We start from the raw sequence: 15,634 nt of genomic DNA, 5'->3' as shown, positions 1-15,634 counted from the left end.
ACTACGCTTGAAGACCGGCCCACCCCCGTGGCCCACCCCCCGGAGCGGAGCGAAATGGCAGTCAATCTGGTCAACGTCGAGAACGTCTCGAAGGTCTACGGCACCCGTGCCCTCCTCGACGGCGTCTCCCTCGGCGTACAGGAAGGCGACCGGATCGGCGTCGTGGGACGCAACGGAGACGGCAAGACCACCCTCATCCGCATGCTCGCCAAGCTGGAGGAGTCCGACACCGGACGCGTCACCCACAACGGCGGCCTGCACCTGGGCGTACTCACCCAGCACGACTCGCTCGACCCGAAGGCCACCGTCCGGCACGAGGTCATCGGCGACATGGCCGACCACGAGTGGGCGGGCAGCGCCAAGATCCGCGACGTACTCACGGGGCTGTTCGGCGGGCTCGACCTGCCGGGCTTCCCGCAGGGACTCGACACCGTGATCGGCCCGCTCTCCGGCGGCGAGCGGCGCCGTATCGCGCTCGCCCAGCTGCTCATCGCCGAGCAGGACCTGATCGTCCTCGACGAGCCGACGAACCACCTCGACGTCGAGGGCATCGCCTGGCTCGCCCAGCACCTGCGGGCCCGCCGCTCCGCCCTCGTCTGCGTCACGCACGACCGCTGGTTCCTCGACCAGGTCTGCACCCGCATGTGGGACGTGCAGAAGGGCGACGTCTACGAGTACGAGGGCGGCTACTCGGACTACGTGTTCGCGCGCGCCGAGCGTGAGCGGATCGCCGCGACCGAGGAGAGCAAGCGGCAGAACCTGATGCGCAAGGAGCTGGCCTGGCTGCGCCGCGGCGCCCCCGCCCGCACCTCCAAGCCGCGCTACCGCATCGAGGCGGCCAATGAGCTGATCGCGGACGTCCCGGAGCCGCGTGACAAGAGCGAGCTGATGAAGTTCGCGAACGCCCGCCTCGGCAAGACGGTCTTCGACGTCGAGGACGTCACCGTCCAGGCCGGCCCGAAGGTGCTGCTCAAGCACCTGACCTGGCAGCTCGGCCCCGGCGACCGCGTCGGCCTGGTCGGTGTGAACGGCGCGGGCAAGACGTCCCTGCTGCGCGCCCTCGACGAGGCCGCCCGCAGCGAGGGCGACGTACAGCCGGCCGCCGGAAAGATCGCCGTCGGCAAGACGGTCCGCCTCGCCTATCTCTCGCAGGACGTGACCGAACTCCCCGCCACGCTGCGGGTGTTGGAGGCCGTCCAGCAGATCCGTGACCGCGTCGACCTCGGCAAGGGCCGCGAGATGACCGCGGGACAGCTGTGCGAGCAGTTCGGCTTCGCGAAGGACAAGCAGTGGACGCCGGTCGGCGACCTGTCCGGTGGCGAACGCCGCCGCCTTCAGATCCTGCGCCTCCTGATGGACGAGCCGAACGTCCTCTTCCTCGACGAGCCGACGAACGACCTCGACATCGAGACCCTCACCCAGCTCGAGGACCTGCTCGACGGATGGCCGGGCTCGATGGTCGTGATCTCCCACGACCGGTTCTTCCTGGAGCGCACCACCGACAACACGTACGCCCTGCTCGGCGACGCCACCCTGCGGATGCTGCCGCGCGGCGTCGACGAGTACCTGGAGCGCAGGCAGCGGATGATCGAGGCCGCGTCGCCCGCCCCCGCGGCCGCACCGGCCGCGGCCGAGAAGGTGGGGCCCTCCGCGGCCACTGGGTCTTCTAAAGATGTACGCGCCGCGAAGAAGGAACTCCAGAAGGTCGAGCGGCAGATGGACAAGATCTCCGAGAAGGAGACCAAGCTGCACGCGCAGATCGCCGACAACGCCACCGACTTCGGGAAGGTCGCGAAGCTCGACGCGGAGCTGCGTGATCTGGTCGCGCAGCGCGAGGAGTTGGAGATGCGCTGGCTGGAGCTCGCCGAGGACGCGTGACCCAGCGCCTCGTGGGCCGGTCCTCCCCTGGGTACGGGGAAGGATCGGCCCGTTGCCTGTCGGCCGCGAGTGACAGGCGCGAGTGATAGAAAAGGGCCGCCGGAACGAGAACGTGCGATCCGGCCCACGGCGACTGGCCTTGCCGAAACTCAACGTCCCCGAGGTACCCAGGTCATGACCCAGCCACCCCCACCCCGCCCGCCGAACGAACCCCCGTCCCCGCAGGGCGAATTCGGCGCCCCACCGCCCATATCGCCGTACACCACCCCCGGTTACGGCACCCTGCGCACACCGCTCCCGCCCGTGAGGCAACAGCCGTACGAGCGGGCCCAGTACGACCAGGCCCAGTACGAGCAGTCCCCATACGGCCACCCGCAGCCCCCCACCCGTAAAAAGGTGCCGCCGATCGCGCTCGTCATAGGCGCCGCGGTCGTGGCCATCGCGTTGATCGTCGGCGGCGGCTTCCTCTACGCCACGACGTCGGGCGACGACCCCGGCGTGGGCGCCACGGGCTCCGGCGGCGACAAGAGCGGCGACGGCTTCGGCGGTTCCGGGGCGGAGCAGGCCCCGGCCGACCCGTCGGCGAAGGTGACGCTGCGGCTGCCCGCGCCGAAGGTGGCGAAGCGGCAGGTGGACAGCGTCCAGGGCTCCTGGCTGACCGACAGGACGTACGCCAAGGCGGGCTTGAACCAGATCGTCGGGTACGACGCCGCGAGCGGCAGGAAGACCTGGACGCTCCCGCTGTCGGGGCAGACGTGCGCGGGGACGGACACCGTCACCGACGACGCGCTCGCGGCCGTGGTCAGCGAGGCGGGCGAGCGGCCCGCGAACGGCGACCACAAGCCGTGCAGCCAGATCACGGTCTTCGACGTCAACACGGGGCACAAGGTCTGGACGCAGAGCCTGGGCCAGGGCTCGAACCGGCGGATCTTCGAGGAGCTCTCCCTCTCGGGCAACACGCTCGCGGCGGGCGGCGGTCTCGACGGCGGCGCCGCCTTCGACATCAAGTCGGGCAACATCCTGTGGCAGCCCGACACCGGGGAGTGCCAGGACGTCGGCTACCACGGCGGCGCCCAGCTGGTGACGGTCCGCAAGTGCGGTACGTACGGCCACGCGACGTACGACGTCCAGCTCCTGGACCCGGTGACGGGCCAGCCCCGGTGGTCCTACAAGCTCGCCAAGGGCCTTGCCGACGTAAAGGTCCTGTCCACCAAGCCGGTCGTCTTCGGCGTGGGAAACGGCGCCGACACGGCGGGCACCATCACCGACGTATTCGCCCTGGACAGCCGCGGAAGGCTCGCGAGCAAGATCTCCATCGACGCCAAGAAGTACGACTTCGCCTGTGAGGTCGGAAAGACCGAGGGCTGCGCGAAGATCACCGTCGGAAATGGGCGGATCTATTTCGCGACCCGGTCGCAGGAGACCGACAGCGGATCGGGGCCGGCCAACGAGATCGTGTCGTACTCCCTGGAGACCGGGAAACGCACGGGCGACCGCGTCACGGGCGGCGACCACCACGACATCTTCCCGGTGCGCATGGACGGCGGAAACATCCTGGCGTTCAAGACGGGGGCAGCCAAGAAGGGCAGCCAGATCGTGACGATCGACCCCGGGACCATGAAGCAGTCGACCCTGGTGGAAACGCCGGCCACGCCCGCCGTCCGGAACATGATCGGCGGCATGGCGCCCGGCCGATCGAATTCCGAACTCCACTATTCCAAGGGGAGATTGTTCCTCGGTCAGCCCTTGATCGGCGAACCCTACGCGGACGGCGGCCAACGGTACACGGCGGTCGGTTTCGGTACCGGATGAAAATGGTCGCGAAGTCGCCCTGAGCGAAAGCTTCTTGGCGCTGGCTTTGCGTTCCTGTACTCCCAAACATCCCTCAATGCACTGGATTTCAGCATTGAGGGCCGCTTCTGGCCGGTAGGGGGCGCGCATCCTCGAACAAGCGTGTAGCTTCCGGGGGATGAAGGAGGACGGGGAGTCGGGGGGCTCGCCTGTCCTTGGGGGGCCCGGGGGTTCGCGGGGACACCCGGGGTGGATTGGGGGGTTGGCCCGATGGGAGTGCGGCTGATGGTGGTCGACGACCACCGATTGCTGGCCGAGGCGTTGGCCTCGGCCCTGAAGCTGCGCGGGCACCGGGTGCTCGCGGCGGCCGCGCCTGCGGCCGGCGCGGCGGATCTGGTCATCTCGCGGGCGCCGGAGGTCTGCCTGCTGGGCACGGCGACCCCCGCGGAACCCGGCACCTTCGACCCGGTGATCCGCATCAAACGCGAGCGCCCGCAGGTGGCGGTGGTGGTTCTCGGCCCCGTCCCCTCGCCAAGAGGTATCGCGTCGGCCTTTGCCGCCGGCGCCTCCGGTTACGTACGGCACGACGAGCGCATAGAGGGCGTCGAGCGCGCCCTCATGAAGGCGCGGGCGGGGGAGGCCGCGGTGGCTCCCGCCCTGCTCCAGGGCGCGTTCGCGGAGTTGCTCAACCCGGCGGCCCAACCGGACGACGAGGGGCAGCGGTTGCTCCAGATGCTCACACCGCGCGAGGTCGAGGTCCTGGTGCGGGTCGCGGACGGCGAGGACACCCGGCTGATCGCGGCGGGCATGGGCATCGCCCCGTCCACGGCCCGTACGCACGTCCAGCGTGTCCTGATGAAGCTGGGCGTCGGCTCCCGCCTGGAGGCGGCGGCACTCGCGGCCCGCACGGGCCTGCTGGACCGGGCGGGCCCGGTGGGCTCGCCAGAACCCGAGTCCTGAGCTACAGTTGATCTTGTTGGTCGCCGCAACTCGCGGCGGGTGACCATGCGTTGGTGGTCCAAGGAAAGACGCCCCGCTTCCTGCGGGGAAATGCAGGTGCAAGGCCTGCCCGGCGCTCCAGAAGTCCAAGGCCCGTTCCGCTCAGGCGGAACGGGCCTTGTGCGTTGCTGGAGCGACCGACTGTGACGTCTGACTACGGGAATCCCGTAGTCAGACGTCACAGTCCGGTGGCGCTACTCGGACGCCTCCGCCAGTTCCTCCGTCGTCGGCGGCTCCGTGGGGCGCAGCTTCATCCAGACCAGGAAGAACACTCCGAGGAGCAGCATGCCGATGCCGGTCCACAGGTTGATGTTGATGTCCTGGGCTTTCTTGAGGTCGGCGTCGGACGCCGTGAGGCCGGCGATCGTGACGATCACGCCGTACACCACGAAGAGGCCGCCGATGATGCGTCGCACGTCGAAGAGGCGGGCCGCCGTCGCAGACTTGGCCTCAAGCTCCTTCACTTCCTCGACGTGCTGGTTCATTTCGTCGCTCATGTCGTGTTACCTCGGACCTCAGAAGGAGAACGGGATGTAGCAGATGACGGCGAGGACGATCGCTCCCCAGCCCAGCAGGGCCGGCTTGCGGTACCAGGCGTCGTCACCCTCGGCCGGCGGCTCCTCCATGCCCGGCGACTTCGTGCCGTACACGAGACCGGCCAGCTCCTCGGCGGGCTTGGACTTGGTGCAGAGCGTGACCACGAACATCACCACGGCGCCGACCACGAAGGCGACGATCGAGGAGACGAAGTTGGCGCCCTGGTCCGAGGGGATCTCGATGACGCCCTGCTTGTAGAAGTAGAAGTAGTTCACCATCGCGGCCACGGTTCCGGACAGCAGCCCCCAGAAGCCCGCCGCCGGCGTCGTCCGCTTCCAGAACATGCCGATGATGAAGACCACGAACAGCGGGACGTTGAAGAACGAGAACAGCGTCTGCAGGTAGTTCATGATGTTGCTGAAGCTGCCCGCGATGAACGCGGTGCCCATGCCGATCACGACGCCGACGGCGGTGACGACGCGACCCGTCCCGAGGTAGTACCGGTCGCTCTGGCCCTTCTTGATGTACGCGGCCCAGATGTCGTTGGTGAACACCGTGTTGAAGGACGAGACGTTGGCCGCCATGCCCGCCATGAAGGCGGCCAGCAGGCCCGTCACCGCGATGCCGAGGACACCGTTGGGCAGCAGGTCGCGCATGAGGACCGGGATGGCGTCGTTGTACTGGAGGCCGTCCGCGGACTTGCCGATGGACGGCTCCATGACCAGGGCGATCAGACCGGGGATCACGACGACCATCGGGATGAGGATCTTCGGGAACGCGGCGATCAGCGGGGTGCGCTTGGCGGCGGAGAGGTTCTTCGCGGACAGCGCGCGCTGCACCTCGGCGAAGTTCGTCGTCCAGTAGCCGAAGCTCATCACGAAGCCGAGGCCGAGCACGATGGTCAGCCAGTTGGCGCCGAGCGGGTTGGCGTCGCCGATGCCCGTGCCCTGCCAGGCCGTCATGAACGAATCACCGTGCGAGCTGGACAGCGAGTCGGATATGCCGTCCCAGCCGCCGACGCGCTTGAGGCCGACGATGGTCAGCGGGATGAGCGCGGCGAGGATGACGAAGAACTGCAGGACCTCGTTGTAGATCGCCGAGGAGAGCCCGCCGATCGTGATGTACGCGAGGACGAAGAGGCCCGCGATGACGATCGCCAGCCACTGCGGCCAGCCGAGCAGCGCCTGGAGCACCAGGGCCATCGCGTACAGGTTGACGCCCGCGATCAGCACCGAGGAGACGGCGAAGATGATCGAGGAGAGCAGGTGGGACGAGGGGCCGAAGCGGTGCAGCAGGAACTCAGGGACCGAGCGCACCTTCGACGAGTAGTAGAAGGGCATCATCACCAGGCCGAGGAAGACCATGGCGGGGATGGCGCCGATCCAGTACCAGTGCACCGTGTAGAGCCCGTACTGCGCCCCGTTGGCCGCCATGCCGAGGAGCTCGGTGGCGCCCAGGTTCGCGGCGACGAACGCGAGACCGGTGACCCAGGCGGGCAGGGAGCGTCCGGAGAGGAAGAAGTCCAGGCTGGTCTTCACGGACCGGCGAGCGGCGAAGCCGATGCCCAGCACCACGACGAAGTAGATCGCCATGATCGCGTAGTCGAGGCCATTGGTGGGCAGCCGGAGCCCCTCGGCCAGGGTTGTTGTGGGGGACAGCATGTAGATCTCGCTTCGTTGCGCGAACTGAAACAGTCCGGAACCTACGCCTCCGGCTTCAATAAGTGAACAGTTCCGCTGACGTTCTTTGTTGGATTGTGATCGAGATCCCGTTCTGACCCCTCGGGACGGCACGAGACAGCACAGAAAGCGCACAGCCCGCTGCGGGCAGTCGGTGCGGCCCGCTTCTCTTGACGCCACTGTTGGCTTATGCTTTGTTGTGTTTGGTTCTGTTTGGTTGGTGTGATGAGGAGCATCGGACGTGAAGAAGACGTCGACCCGGCTCGCCGACGGTCGTGAGCTCATCTATTACGACTCGCGCGACGACGTCGTCCGGGACGCGGCCGACCGCCGCCCCCTCGACCCCACCGTCACCACCTCCGAGGTGCGCCGCGACCCACTGCTCGGCGACTCCGTGGCGATCGCCTCGCACCGCCAGGGCCGCACGTACCACCCGCCGGCCGACGAGTGCCCGCTGTGCCCCTCCGAGGGCGAGCGGCTGAGCGAGATCCCCGACTCCTCGTACGACGTGGTGGTCTTCGAGAACCGCTTCCCCTCGCTCGCGGGGGACGCGGGCCGCTGCGAGGTCGTGTGCTTCACGTCCGACCACGACAAGTCCTTCGCCGACCTCACCGAGGAGCAGGCGGGACTCGTCCTCGACGCGTGGACCGACCGCACCGCCGAGCTCTCCCACCTCGACTCCGTCGAGCAGGTCTTCTGCTTCGAGAACCGCGGCGCCGAGATCGGCGTCACCCTCGGCCACCCGCACGGCCAGATCTACGCCTACCCCTTCACCACCCCGCGCACGGCCCTGATGCTGCGCTCCGCCGCCGAGCACAAGGAGCAGACCGGGGGCCGCAACCTCTTCGCCGACGTGGTGGAGAAGGAGGTGGAGGACGGCTCGCGGATCGTCCTCGACGGCGAGCACTGGGTGGCCTTCGTGCCCTACGCCGCCCACTGGCCGTACGAGGTGCACCTCTACCCCAAGCGCCAGGTCCCGGACCTGCTCGCGCTCGACGACGACGCACGCACAGAGTTCCCCAAGATTTATCTGGAACTCTTGAGGCGCTTCGACCGGATCTTCGGCGCTGACCAGCCGGCGACGCCGTACATCGCGGCCTGGCACCAGGCCCCGTTCGGCTCGCTGGACGAGTTCGAGGGCGTCAACCGCGATGATTTCGCGCTGCACCTCGAGCTCTTCACCGTCCGACGCACTTCCGGCAAGCTGAAGTTTCTCGCGGGTTCCGAGTCCGGCATGAGCGTGTTCATCAACGATGTGCCGCCGGAGACCGCGGCCGAGCGACTGCGAGAGGTAGCGAGCGAGTAATGGGTAAGGCCGATTCCAAGAAGTACCTGGTCACTGGCGGTGCGGGCTACGTCGGCAGCGTCGTCGCGCAGCACCTGATCGAGGCGGGTCACGAGGTCACCGTCCTCGACAACCTCTCCACCGGCTTCCGCGAGGGCGTCCCCGCGGGCGCCACCTTCATCGAGGGCGACATCCGCGACGCCGCCAAGTGGCTCGACTCCTCCTACGACGCCGTGCTGCACTTCGCCGCGTTCTCGCAGGTCGGCGAGTCCGTCGTGAAGCCCGAGAAGTACTGGGCCAACAACGTCGGCGGCACGATGGAGCTGCTCGCCGCGATGCGCGCGGCGAGCGTCCGCAAGCTCGTCTTCTCCTCGACCGCGGCCACGTACGGCGAGCCGGTGAACACCCCGATCACCGAGACCGACCCGACCGCGCCCACTTCCCCGTACGGCGCCTCGAAGCTCGCGGTCGATCACATGATCACGGGCGAGGCGGCCGCGCACGGACTGGCTGCAGTGTCCCTTCGGTACTTCAACGTTGCGGGCGCGTACGGCAGTTGCGGTGAGCGGCACGACCCCGAGTCGCACCTCATCCCGCTCGTCCTCCAGGTCGCGCAGGGCGGCCGCGAGGCGATCAACGTCTTCGGCGACGACTACCCGACGCCCGACGGCACCTGCATCCGCGACTACATCCACGTCGCGGACCTCGCGGAGGCGCACCTGCTCGCCGTCGACGCCGCGCAGCCCGGCGAGCACCTCATCTGCAACCTCGGCAACGGCAACGGCTTCTCCGTCCGCGAGGTCATCGAGACCGTCCGCCAGGTCACCGGGCACCCGATCCCCGAGGTCGTCGCCCCGCGCCGCGGCGGCGACCCGGCCGTCCTGGTCGCCTCCGCCGACACCGCGCGCGAGCGCCTCGGCTGGAACCCGTCCCGCGCGGACCTCGCGGGCATCGTCGCCGACGCCTGGGCCTTCGCCCAGGCCCGCCAGTAGGAATCAGGGGCTTCAACTCATGTCCGTCGACGCGCAGTTCAAGGACCTGTACGGGTACGAGCCCGCCGGAGTGTGGGCGGCCCCCGGCCGCGTCAACCTCATCGGCGAGTACACCGACTTCAACGAGGGCTTCGTCATGCCGCTCGCGCTGCCGCACACCGCGGTCGCCGCGGCGGCCCGGCGCGAGGACGGCGTGCTGCGCCTGCACTCCGCCGACATTGATGCCCCGGTCGTGGAACTGCGCGTCGACGACCTGGCCCCGCTGTCGAAGTACGGCCAGGGCGGCTGGGCCGCGTACCCGGCGGGCGTCGTCTGGGCGCTGCGCGAGGCGGGCCACGCGCTCACCGGCGCGGACATCCACCTCGCCTCCACGGTCCCGACCGGCGCGGGCCTCTCGTCGTCGGCCGCGCTCGAGGTGGTCACGGCGTACGCGATGAACGACCTGTACGAACTAGGGCTCACGGGCGCCGAGTTGGCGGTGCTGGCGCAGCGCGCCGAGAACGCCTTCGTCGGTGTGCCGTGCGGCGTCATGGACCAGATGGCCTCGTCGTGCGCCACCGAGGGGCACGCGCTGCACCTCGACTGCCGCGACCTGTCCATCCGCCAGGTCCCCTTCGACCTGGCGGCCCACGGCCTCCAGCTGCTCGTCGTCGACACCCGCGTCAAGCACGAGCTGGGCGACGGCGCGTACGCGGAGCGCCGCGCGGGCTGCGAGGAGGGCGCGCGCGTCCTCGGCGTGAGTCACCTGCGCGATGTCCCGTACGCCGAACTGGGCAGGTCCGTCGCGGAGTTGGAGCTGGCCGGGGTCGACGAGAAGGTCGTCCGCTACGTCCGCCACATCGTCACCGACGACCACCGCGTCGAGCGCGTCATCGAGCTGCTCGACTCCGGCGACGTCCGCGCCATCGGCCCGATCCTCGTCCAGGGCCACGTCTCGCTCCGCGACGATCTGCGCATCTCCTGCCCGGAGTTGGACCTGGTCGTCGGCACGGCGATGACGTCCGGCGCGATCGGCGCCCGGATGACGGGCGGCGGCTTCGGCGGCTCGGCGATCGTCCTGGTGGAGTCGGACGAGGCCGACACCGTCACGAAGTCGATCACCGACGCCTTCGCGGAGGCCGGCTTCACGGCGCCGCGAGTCTTCCCGGCAGTGCCTTCGGCAGGGGCGCGCCGTATCTCGTAACGGCTACCCCAGCCGCTTCGTCAACGTGAACTCCTTGACCCCGGGCGGGTAGTCCGGGATCACGGACACCACGTCGTATCCATGCAGCCGGTAGAAGCCCGGGGCTTGAAAGTCCCAGGTCTCGACACGGGAGCCCCGGCACTCGCGCTCCTCGTGCGCGAGGCGCTCCGCCTCCGCGAGGAGCCGGGAGCCGAGCCCCGCCCCGCGGTGCTGCTCGGCGACCCACAGCAGATCCACGTGCAGCCAGAACGCCCACGTGTACGCGTCGAGCCCCGCCGCCAGTGCGCCGTCCTCGTCCAACACCCATACCTGGAGCGGGACATGCTGGTCGGCAGGGGTGCCGCGCAGCTCACGAAGGTCCGGTGACGCCGCCGTATTGGTCTCCCTCAGCAGCGACCGGAGCAGAAGGGTGCGCTCCTTGTCGACTTCTGTCTCGATGCGAAACATGCGCATCACCATAAACGCGCAGGACAGTCGCTGCTCCGCCAACCGACAACCAGTTCTGCGAATTGACTTCCCCTGGGGGCCGTCGCCTCTACTCTGAGGACAGCACCGGTGGGGGCCGGTGCCGATCAGGGGGCGAGACAGCCGGGTACGACGCCCGGAGCGGGGGTAGCGGTTGTGCGCACGGCGGCGGCCGTGCCGTTGCGGCGACCCGTACTCCGGGCGCCGTACCTGTGTTGGTCCGACCCCGGCGATGGGGTATCCCCTGCTCCTTCAGGGAGCTCGGGGAAGGGGGTAATCACGTGGTTCGTATCCGGGTCCTGGTGGTCGACGACCATCGCATCTTCGCCGAGTCGCTCGCGGCGGCGCTCGCCGCCGAGCCCGATGTCGACGTGTCGGCCGCGGGAAGCGGCCCCGCGGCCCTGCGCTGCCTCGACAGGGCTGTCGCGGAGGGACGCCGCTTCGATGTGCTGCTTATCGACGCGGACCTGGGCGCGGCATCGTTCCAGGGCATGCGCGCGCCGACGGCGGTACCCGACAGCGCCTCGCAGGACGGCCTCGTCGACGGCATCTCCCTGGTGGCGGGCGTCCGTTCGGGCCAGCCCGCCGTTCGCACGGTGGTGCTCGCCGAGCGGGACGATCCGCGCCGTGCGGCGCTCGCGCTCCAGGCGGGGGCGTCCGGCTGGGTCGCCAAGGACTGTTCCCTGTCGCGCCTGCTGACCGTCATACGGGGCGTGCTGCGCGAGGAGACACATCTGCCGCCGGCGCTGCTCACGGGCGTACTGCGGGAGTTGACCGCGGCGCGCAAGCACCGCACCGAGTCCGAGCGGCTCGTCGAGTCCCTGACGCCGCGGGAGCGCGAGGTGCTGCGCTGCATGGTGGCCGGTCTCGGCCGCAAGGCGGTGGCGGAGCGGCTGTTCCTGTCGCCGCACACGGTGCGGACACACATGCAGAACGTACTGGGCAAGCTCGGGGTGCACTCGACCCTCGCGGCGGTCGCACTGGCCCGCAGGGCGGGCGTGGGCCCGGCGGACCTGGAGGCGGCCAGCTGAGGCCTTACGTCTTGGGCGTCAGCCCGGGATGTTGTCGAACGGCGCGGTCAACTGGCGGAGTAGACCCGCCAGTTCACCCCGCTGCGTACGCGAAAGCTCCGCCAGGATCGCCCGCTCCTGGTCGAGCAGCCCGGCCAGGGCCTGGTCGGCACGGTCGCGGCCCTCGTCCGTGAGCCGGACCAGGACGCCGCGGCGGTCACTGGGGTCCGGCAGTCGCTCGACGAGGCCCTTCTTGGCGAGCCGGTCGATACGGTTGGTCATCGTGCCGGACGTCACCAGCGTCTGCGTGAGCAACTGGCCGGGAGAGAGCTGATACGGCGTGCCCGCGCGGCGCAGCGCCGTCAGGACGTCGAACTCCCACGGCTCCAGGTTGTGCTCGGAGAAGGCCAGGCGGCGGGCCCTGTCGAGATGGCGCGCGAGCCTGCTGACCCGACTGAGCACCTCAAGGGGCTCCACGTCGAGGTCGGGGCGCTCTCGGCGCCACGCTGAGACCAGACGGTCGACCTCGTCCTCCATGACGATCAGTGTAGGGGGTGTGTCGACATGAAGTCTCTTGAGGTCGACTATCTTGACATCGAGATACATGCGGAAGACGCTTGACGACATGACGCCCACACCCACCTGGGACCCCCAGCAGTATCTCCGGCACGCCGACCACCGCGGCCGCCCCTTCGTCGACCTGCTCGCCCGCGTCCCCGCCCTGCCGGGGGAGCCCGCCCGCATCGCCGACCTCGGCTGCGGCCCCGGCAACGTCACGACGCTGCTCACCGAACGCTGGCCCACGGCCCGCATCACCGGCTACGACAACTCGCCCCAGATGCTGGAACAGGCCCGCGCCCACGTCAGTGACCGCCTCGACTTCGCCTACGCGGACGCGGCCGACTGGGCGCCCACGGAGACGTACGACCTGCTGATGTCGAACGCGACGCTGCAATGGGTCCCGGACCACGCCGAGGCCTTCCCCCGGTGGATCGACGCGGTGGCCCCCGGCGGAACGTTCGCCTTCCAGGTGCCCGGCAACTTCGATGCGCCCAGCCACGTCCTGATGCGGGAGCTGGCGGAATCGGCCCACTGGAAGGGCCGGTTGGCCGGGGTGCTGCGCCACGGGGACGCGGTGCTCACGCCTGCGGCCTACCTGGAGCGGCTCGCCGGCCTCGGCTGCGAGGTCGACGCCTGGGAGACGACGTACATGCACCTGCTGGCGGGCGCGGATCCGGTCCTGGACTGGGTCAAGGGCACGGGCCTGCGCCCGGTCCTGACCGCGCTCGCGGACGACCCGGAGGCGCGCGACGCCTTCGTCGCCGAGTACCGGGATCTGCTCCGCGAGGCGTACCCGGCGACGGAGCACGGCACGGTGCTGCCGTTCCGGCGGATCTTCGTGGTGGCGAGGCGCTCATGACGCTCGTCGGGGTGGACCACGTACAGCTCGCGGCGCCGCCGGGCAGCGAGGAGGTCCTGCGGTCCTTCTACGTAGACGACCTCGGCATGACCGAACTCCCCAAGCCACCGGCGCTCGCGGCGCGGGGCGGCTGCTGGTTCCGGGCCGGGGCCGCGGAACTCCACCTGGGCATCGACCGGGACTTCCACCCGGCCAAGAAGGCCCACCCGGGCCTCCTGGTCCGCGACATCGAGTCGTACGCGCGACGGCTGGCGGGGCGTGGCGTGGCGGTCGAGTGGGACGACCTACTGCCGGGGTGGCGGCGCTTCTATTGCTCGGATCCGGTAGGAAACCGACTGGAGATTCTGGAGCCAGAGCCTCAATAATCCAGCCCCTGCGGCGTTTGAGCAGCGGGGCCCGGGGCGGAGCCCCGCGACCGCAACGCCGTTGCCGCGTGTCAACTCTTCCTGTGCCCTATGAGCCGCGGCTTCGGCTCGAGCCCATCGAGACCATGCCACGCCAAATTCACCAGATGCGCAGCGACCTCCGCCTTCTTCGGCTTGCGCGCGTCCAGCCACCACTGCCCCGTCAACGCGACCATCCCGACCAGCGCCTGCGCGTACAGCGGCGCCAGCTTCGGGTCGAAGCCGCGGTTCTTGAACTCGCGGCCGAGGATGTCCTCGACCTGCGTCGCGATGTCGGAGATCAGCGACGCGAAGGAGCCCGTGGACTGCGGGATGGGGGAGTCGCGGACCAGGATGCGGAAGCCGTCCGTGTACTCCTCGATGTAGTCGAGGAGCGCGAACGCGGCCTGTTCGCACAGCTCGCGCGGATGCCCGGCCGTGAGTGAACTCGTGACCATGTCCAGGAGCTGGCGCATCTCGCGGTCCACGACCACCGCGTACAGGCCCTCCTTGCCGCCGAAGTGCTCGTACACCACCGGCTTGGAGACCCCGGCCTTCGCCGCGATCTCCTCCACCGACGTGCCCTCGAAGCCCTTCGCGGCGAAGAGGACGCGACCGATCTCCAGGAGCTGCTGACGCCGCTCCGCCCCCGTCATCCGCGTTCTGCGCGTGCGCCGAGCCTTCTCCGGCCGCTCGGGCCGGTCGCTGCTCGCGTTGCCAGGGGTGCTTGAGTCGGTCTCCACGTCCCCATCATGCCGTGCCGCGCTCACGCGGCATCGGCGACCTTCTCCTTGCGGCGTGAGGCGATGCGGTCCTTCGACGGCCAGCGCACGTCGTGCGCCCAGCCCAGCTGCTCGAACCAGCGGATGAGGCGGGCCGAGGAGTCGATCTGGCCGCGCTCCACCCCGTGCCGCGCCGACGTCGGGTCCGCGTGGTGCAGGTTGTGCCAGGACTCGCCGCAGGACAGGACGGCCAGCCACCACACGTTGCCCGACTTGTCGCGGGACTTGAAGGGGCGCTTGCCGACGGCGTGGCAGATCGAGTTGATCGACCACGTCACGTGGTGAAGGAGCGCAACGCGGACGAGCGAGCCCCAGAAGAACGCCGTGAACGCGCCCCACCACGACATCGTCACCAGACCGCCGATCAGGGCGGGCAGGAACAGCGACAGCATCGTCCAGAAGATGAACTGGCGGGAGATCGCGCGGATCGCCGGGTCCTTGATCAGGTCCGGCGCGTACTTCTCCTGCGAGGTCTGCTCCTCGTCGAACATCCAGGCCATGTGCGCCCACCACAGGCCCTTCAGGAGGGCGGGGACCGTCTCCCCGTACCGCCACGGCGAGTGCGGGTCGCCCTCGGCGTCGGAGAACTTGTGGTGCTTGCGGTGGTCGGCGACCCAGCGCACGACCGGGCCCTCCACCGCGAGCGAGCCCATGACCGCCAGCGCGATCCGCAGCGGGCGCTTCGCCTTGAAGGAGCCGTGCGTGAAGTATCGGTGGAAGCCGATCGTGATGCCGTGGCAGCCGATGAAGTAGAACGCGACGAGCAGGCCGAGATCGAGCCAGCTCACCCCCCAGCCCCAGGCCAGCGGCACCGCCGCGAGCACGGCGAGGAACGGGAGGACGATGAACAGGAGCAGTGTGATCTGTTCCACGGAGCGCTTCTTTTCGCCGCCGAGTGTCGCGGAGGACGAGGTGGCGGGGGGTTCTGACGCCGGACCGGGAGCTTCTTCGATCACATCGGTACTGGTGGCCATGGGAGTCCCCTGTAAGTCGAGGGTTGAGACGGGCTGAGACGGGTCAGGAGATCCACGGGGATCCGCGGACAGCTTGCCTACGGTTCCGTAACCTACGGCACCGTAAGTACGTAAGCGTGCAGCCGGGCGGCAAGAGGCTCCGAGCCTCGCCGTCGGCGGTGGCACATATCCTTGGAATCGGTCGGACAGCGCGGTCCGCTCTGAATCTCCACCCCGGGTCTAGTACCCGGATCCGGGGATCCTTCCTCCCGACGTG

15 protein-coding genes are annotated in these 15,634 nt (G+C 69.3%); 9 read left to right on the top strand and 6 right to left on the bottom strand.

All coding sequences use genetic code 11. The features are described from left to right. Positions 1 to 54 precede the first annotated feature (54 nt). From OHA73_RS19040 to OHA73_RS19030, 3 genes are all read left to right on the top strand, one after another. A complete protein-coding gene (locus OHA73_RS19040) occupies positions 55 to 1,878 on the top strand; it encodes an ABC-F family ATP-binding cassette domain-containing protein (protein WP_327655621.1) in 1,824 nt (607 codons plus the stop codon). A gap of 174 nt (positions 1,879 to 2,052) precedes the next feature. After that, positions 2,053 to 3,690, top strand: coding sequence for an outer membrane protein assembly factor BamB family protein (locus OHA73_RS19035; RefSeq protein ID WP_327655620.1), 1,638 nt, complete (start codon positions 2,053 to 2,055; stop codon positions 3,688 to 3,690). A 249-nt stretch (positions 3,691 to 3,939) separates the two neighbouring features. Then, positions 3,940 to 4,629, top strand: coding sequence for a helix-turn-helix transcriptional regulator (locus OHA73_RS19030; protein WP_266711072.1), 690 nt, complete (start codon positions 3,940 to 3,942; stop codon positions 4,627 to 4,629). A 233-nt stretch (positions 4,630 to 4,862) separates the two neighbouring features. Here the strand turns inward: OHA73_RS19030 and OHA73_RS19025 are convergent, their stop codons facing one another. Together OHA73_RS19025 and OHA73_RS19020 are read right to left on the bottom strand one after the other, a co-directional pair. Continuing rightward, entirely contained in the window at positions 4,863 to 5,165 is a 303-nt protein-coding gene (locus OHA73_RS19025; protein WP_443063095.1) for a hypothetical protein, read from the bottom strand. Between the two features lie 18 nt (positions 5,166 to 5,183). Further along, positions 5,184 to 6,866: a sodium:solute symporter family protein gene (locus OHA73_RS19020; RefSeq protein ID WP_266711070.1), complete on the bottom strand. Its 1,683-nt coding sequence runs from the start codon at positions 6,864 to 6,866 to the stop codon at positions 5,184 to 5,186. Positions 6,867 to 7,125: 259 nt separating this feature from the next. Between OHA73_RS19020 and galT the strand changes: the two genes are divergently transcribed. Genes galT through galK form a run of 3 tightly spaced genes read left to right on the top strand, consistent with a single transcriptional unit; the run spans position 7,126 to position 10,344 of the window. Then, complete coding sequence (galT, locus tag OHA73_RS19015; protein ID WP_266711068.1) at positions 7,126 to 8,190, top strand: galactose-1-phosphate uridylyltransferase; 1,065 nt, start codon at positions 7,126 to 7,128, stop codon at positions 8,188 to 8,190. Further along, positions 8,190 to 9,161 (top strand): UDP-glucose 4-epimerase GalE, encoded by a 972-nt coding sequence (gene galE / locus OHA73_RS19010; RefSeq protein WP_327655619.1) that lies wholly within the window; start codon positions 8,190 to 8,192, stop codon positions 9,159 to 9,161. The genes galT and galE overlap by 1 nt, the downstream gene beginning before the upstream one ends. Positions 9,162 to 9,180: 19 nt before the next feature. Further along, a complete protein-coding gene (gene galK / locus OHA73_RS19005; protein ID WP_327655618.1) occupies positions 9,181 to 10,344 on the top strand; it encodes a galactokinase in 1,164 nt (387 codons plus the stop codon). A 3-nt stretch (positions 10,345 to 10,347) separates the two neighbouring features. Here the strand turns inward: galK and OHA73_RS19000 are convergent, their stop codons facing one another. Further along, positions 10,348 to 10,803, bottom strand: a complete 456-nt coding sequence (locus OHA73_RS19000) for a GNAT family N-acetyltransferase (protein ID WP_267070159.1) — start codon at positions 10,801 to 10,803, stop codon at positions 10,348 to 10,350. A 287-nt stretch (positions 10,804 to 11,090) separates the two neighbouring features. On the opposite strand from OHA73_RS19000, the gene OHA73_RS18995 reads away from it, so the two are divergent. Further along, the gene (locus OHA73_RS18995) at positions 11,091 to 11,840 is read left to right on the top strand and encodes a LuxR C-terminal-related transcriptional regulator (RefSeq protein WP_266711060.1); all 750 of its coding nucleotides are present in this window, start codon (positions 11,091 to 11,093) and stop codon (positions 11,838 to 11,840) included. 18 nt (positions 11,841 to 11,858) lie between these two features. Here the strand turns inward: OHA73_RS18995 and tamR are convergent, their stop codons facing one another. After that, positions 11,859 to 12,356, bottom strand: a complete 498-nt coding sequence (gene tamR / locus OHA73_RS18990) for a MarR family transcriptional regulator TamR (protein WP_266711058.1) — start codon at positions 12,354 to 12,356, stop codon at positions 11,859 to 11,861. An 88-nt stretch (positions 12,357 to 12,444) separates the two neighbouring features. Here tamR and OHA73_RS18985 point away from each other — a divergent pair, with 88 nt between their 5' ends. Together OHA73_RS18985 and OHA73_RS18980 are read left to right on the top strand one after the other, a co-directional pair. Continuing rightward, positions 12,445 to 13,239 carry a trans-aconitate 2-methyltransferase gene (locus OHA73_RS18985; RefSeq protein ID WP_327655617.1) on the top strand — a complete coding sequence of 265 codons (795 nt, stop codon included), beginning with the start codon at positions 12,445 to 12,447 and terminating at the stop codon, positions 13,237 to 13,239. Next, positions 13,236 to 13,604, top strand: coding sequence for a glyoxalase (locus tag OHA73_RS18980; protein WP_327655616.1), 369 nt, complete (start codon positions 13,236 to 13,238; stop codon positions 13,602 to 13,604). The genes OHA73_RS18985 and OHA73_RS18980 overlap by 4 nt, the downstream gene beginning before the upstream one ends. 71 nt (positions 13,605 to 13,675) lie before the next feature. Here the strand turns inward: OHA73_RS18980 and OHA73_RS18975 are convergent, their stop codons facing one another. Together OHA73_RS18975 and OHA73_RS18970 are read right to left on the bottom strand one after the other, a co-directional pair. Beyond that, a complete protein-coding gene (locus OHA73_RS18975) occupies positions 13,676 to 14,365 on the bottom strand; it encodes a TetR/AcrR family transcriptional regulator (RefSeq protein WP_266711054.1) in 690 nt (229 codons plus the stop codon). 23 nt (positions 14,366 to 14,388) lie between these two features. Next, positions 14,389 to 15,378 (bottom strand): acyl-CoA desaturase, encoded by a 990-nt coding sequence (locus tag OHA73_RS18970; RefSeq protein ID WP_266711053.1) that lies wholly within the window; start codon positions 15,376 to 15,378, stop codon positions 14,389 to 14,391. Positions 15,379 to 15,634 lie beyond the last annotated feature (256 nt).

Source organism: Streptomyces sp. NBC_00483, from assembly GCF_036013745.1.
Taxonomy (GTDB): Bacteria; Actinomycetota; Actinomycetes; order Streptomycetales; family Streptomycetaceae; genus Streptomyces.
Note: the sequence above shows the minus strand (reverse complement) of the source record. Positions and strands in the feature narration are given on the sequence as shown.

What these genes read in the sequence shown, in the direction of transcription:
- galK (WP_327655618.1), top strand. Translation starts at nt 9,181, where the DNA reads ATGTCCGTCGACGCGCAGTTCAAGGACCTGTACGGGTACGAGCCCGCC.
- OHA73_RS18980 (WP_327655616.1), top strand. Translation starts at nt 13,236, where the DNA reads ATGACGCTCGTCGGGGTGGACCACGTACAGCTCGCGGCGCCGCCGGGC.
- OHA73_RS18985 (WP_327655617.1), top strand. Translation starts at nt 12,445, where the DNA reads ATGACGCCCACACCCACCTGGGACCCCCAGCAGTATCTCCGGCACGCC.
- OHA73_RS19000 (WP_267070159.1), bottom strand. Translation starts at nt 10,803, where the DNA reads ATGGTGATGCGCATGTTTCGCATCGAGACAGAAGTCGACAAGGAGCGC.
- OHA73_RS19020 (WP_266711070.1), bottom strand. Translation starts at nt 6,866, where the DNA reads ATGCTGTCCCCCACAACAACCCTGGCCGAGGGGCTCCGGCTGCCCACC.
- OHA73_RS19025 (WP_443063095.1), bottom strand. Translation starts at nt 5,165, where the DNA reads ATGAGCGACGAAATGAACCAGCACGTCGAGGAAGTGAAGGAGCTTGAG.
- tamR (WP_266711058.1), bottom strand. Translation starts at nt 12,356, where the DNA reads ATGGAGGACGAGGTCGACCGTCTGGTCTCAGCGTGGCGCCGAGAGCGC.
- OHA73_RS19040 (WP_327655621.1), top strand. Translation starts at nt 55, where the DNA reads ATGGCAGTCAATCTGGTCAACGTCGAGAACGTCTCGAAGGTCTACGGC.
- OHA73_RS18970 (WP_266711053.1), bottom strand. Translation starts at nt 15,378, where the DNA reads ATGGCCACCAGTACCGATGTGATCGAAGAAGCTCCCGGTCCGGCGTCA.
- OHA73_RS19035 (WP_327655620.1), top strand. Translation starts at nt 2,053, where the DNA reads ATGACCCAGCCACCCCCACCCCGCCCGCCGAACGAACCCCCGTCCCCG.
- OHA73_RS19030 (WP_266711072.1), top strand. Translation starts at nt 3,940, where the DNA reads ATGGGAGTGCGGCTGATGGTGGTCGACGACCACCGATTGCTGGCCGAG.
- galE (WP_327655619.1), top strand. Translation starts at nt 8,190, where the DNA reads ATGGGTAAGGCCGATTCCAAGAAGTACCTGGTCACTGGCGGTGCGGGC.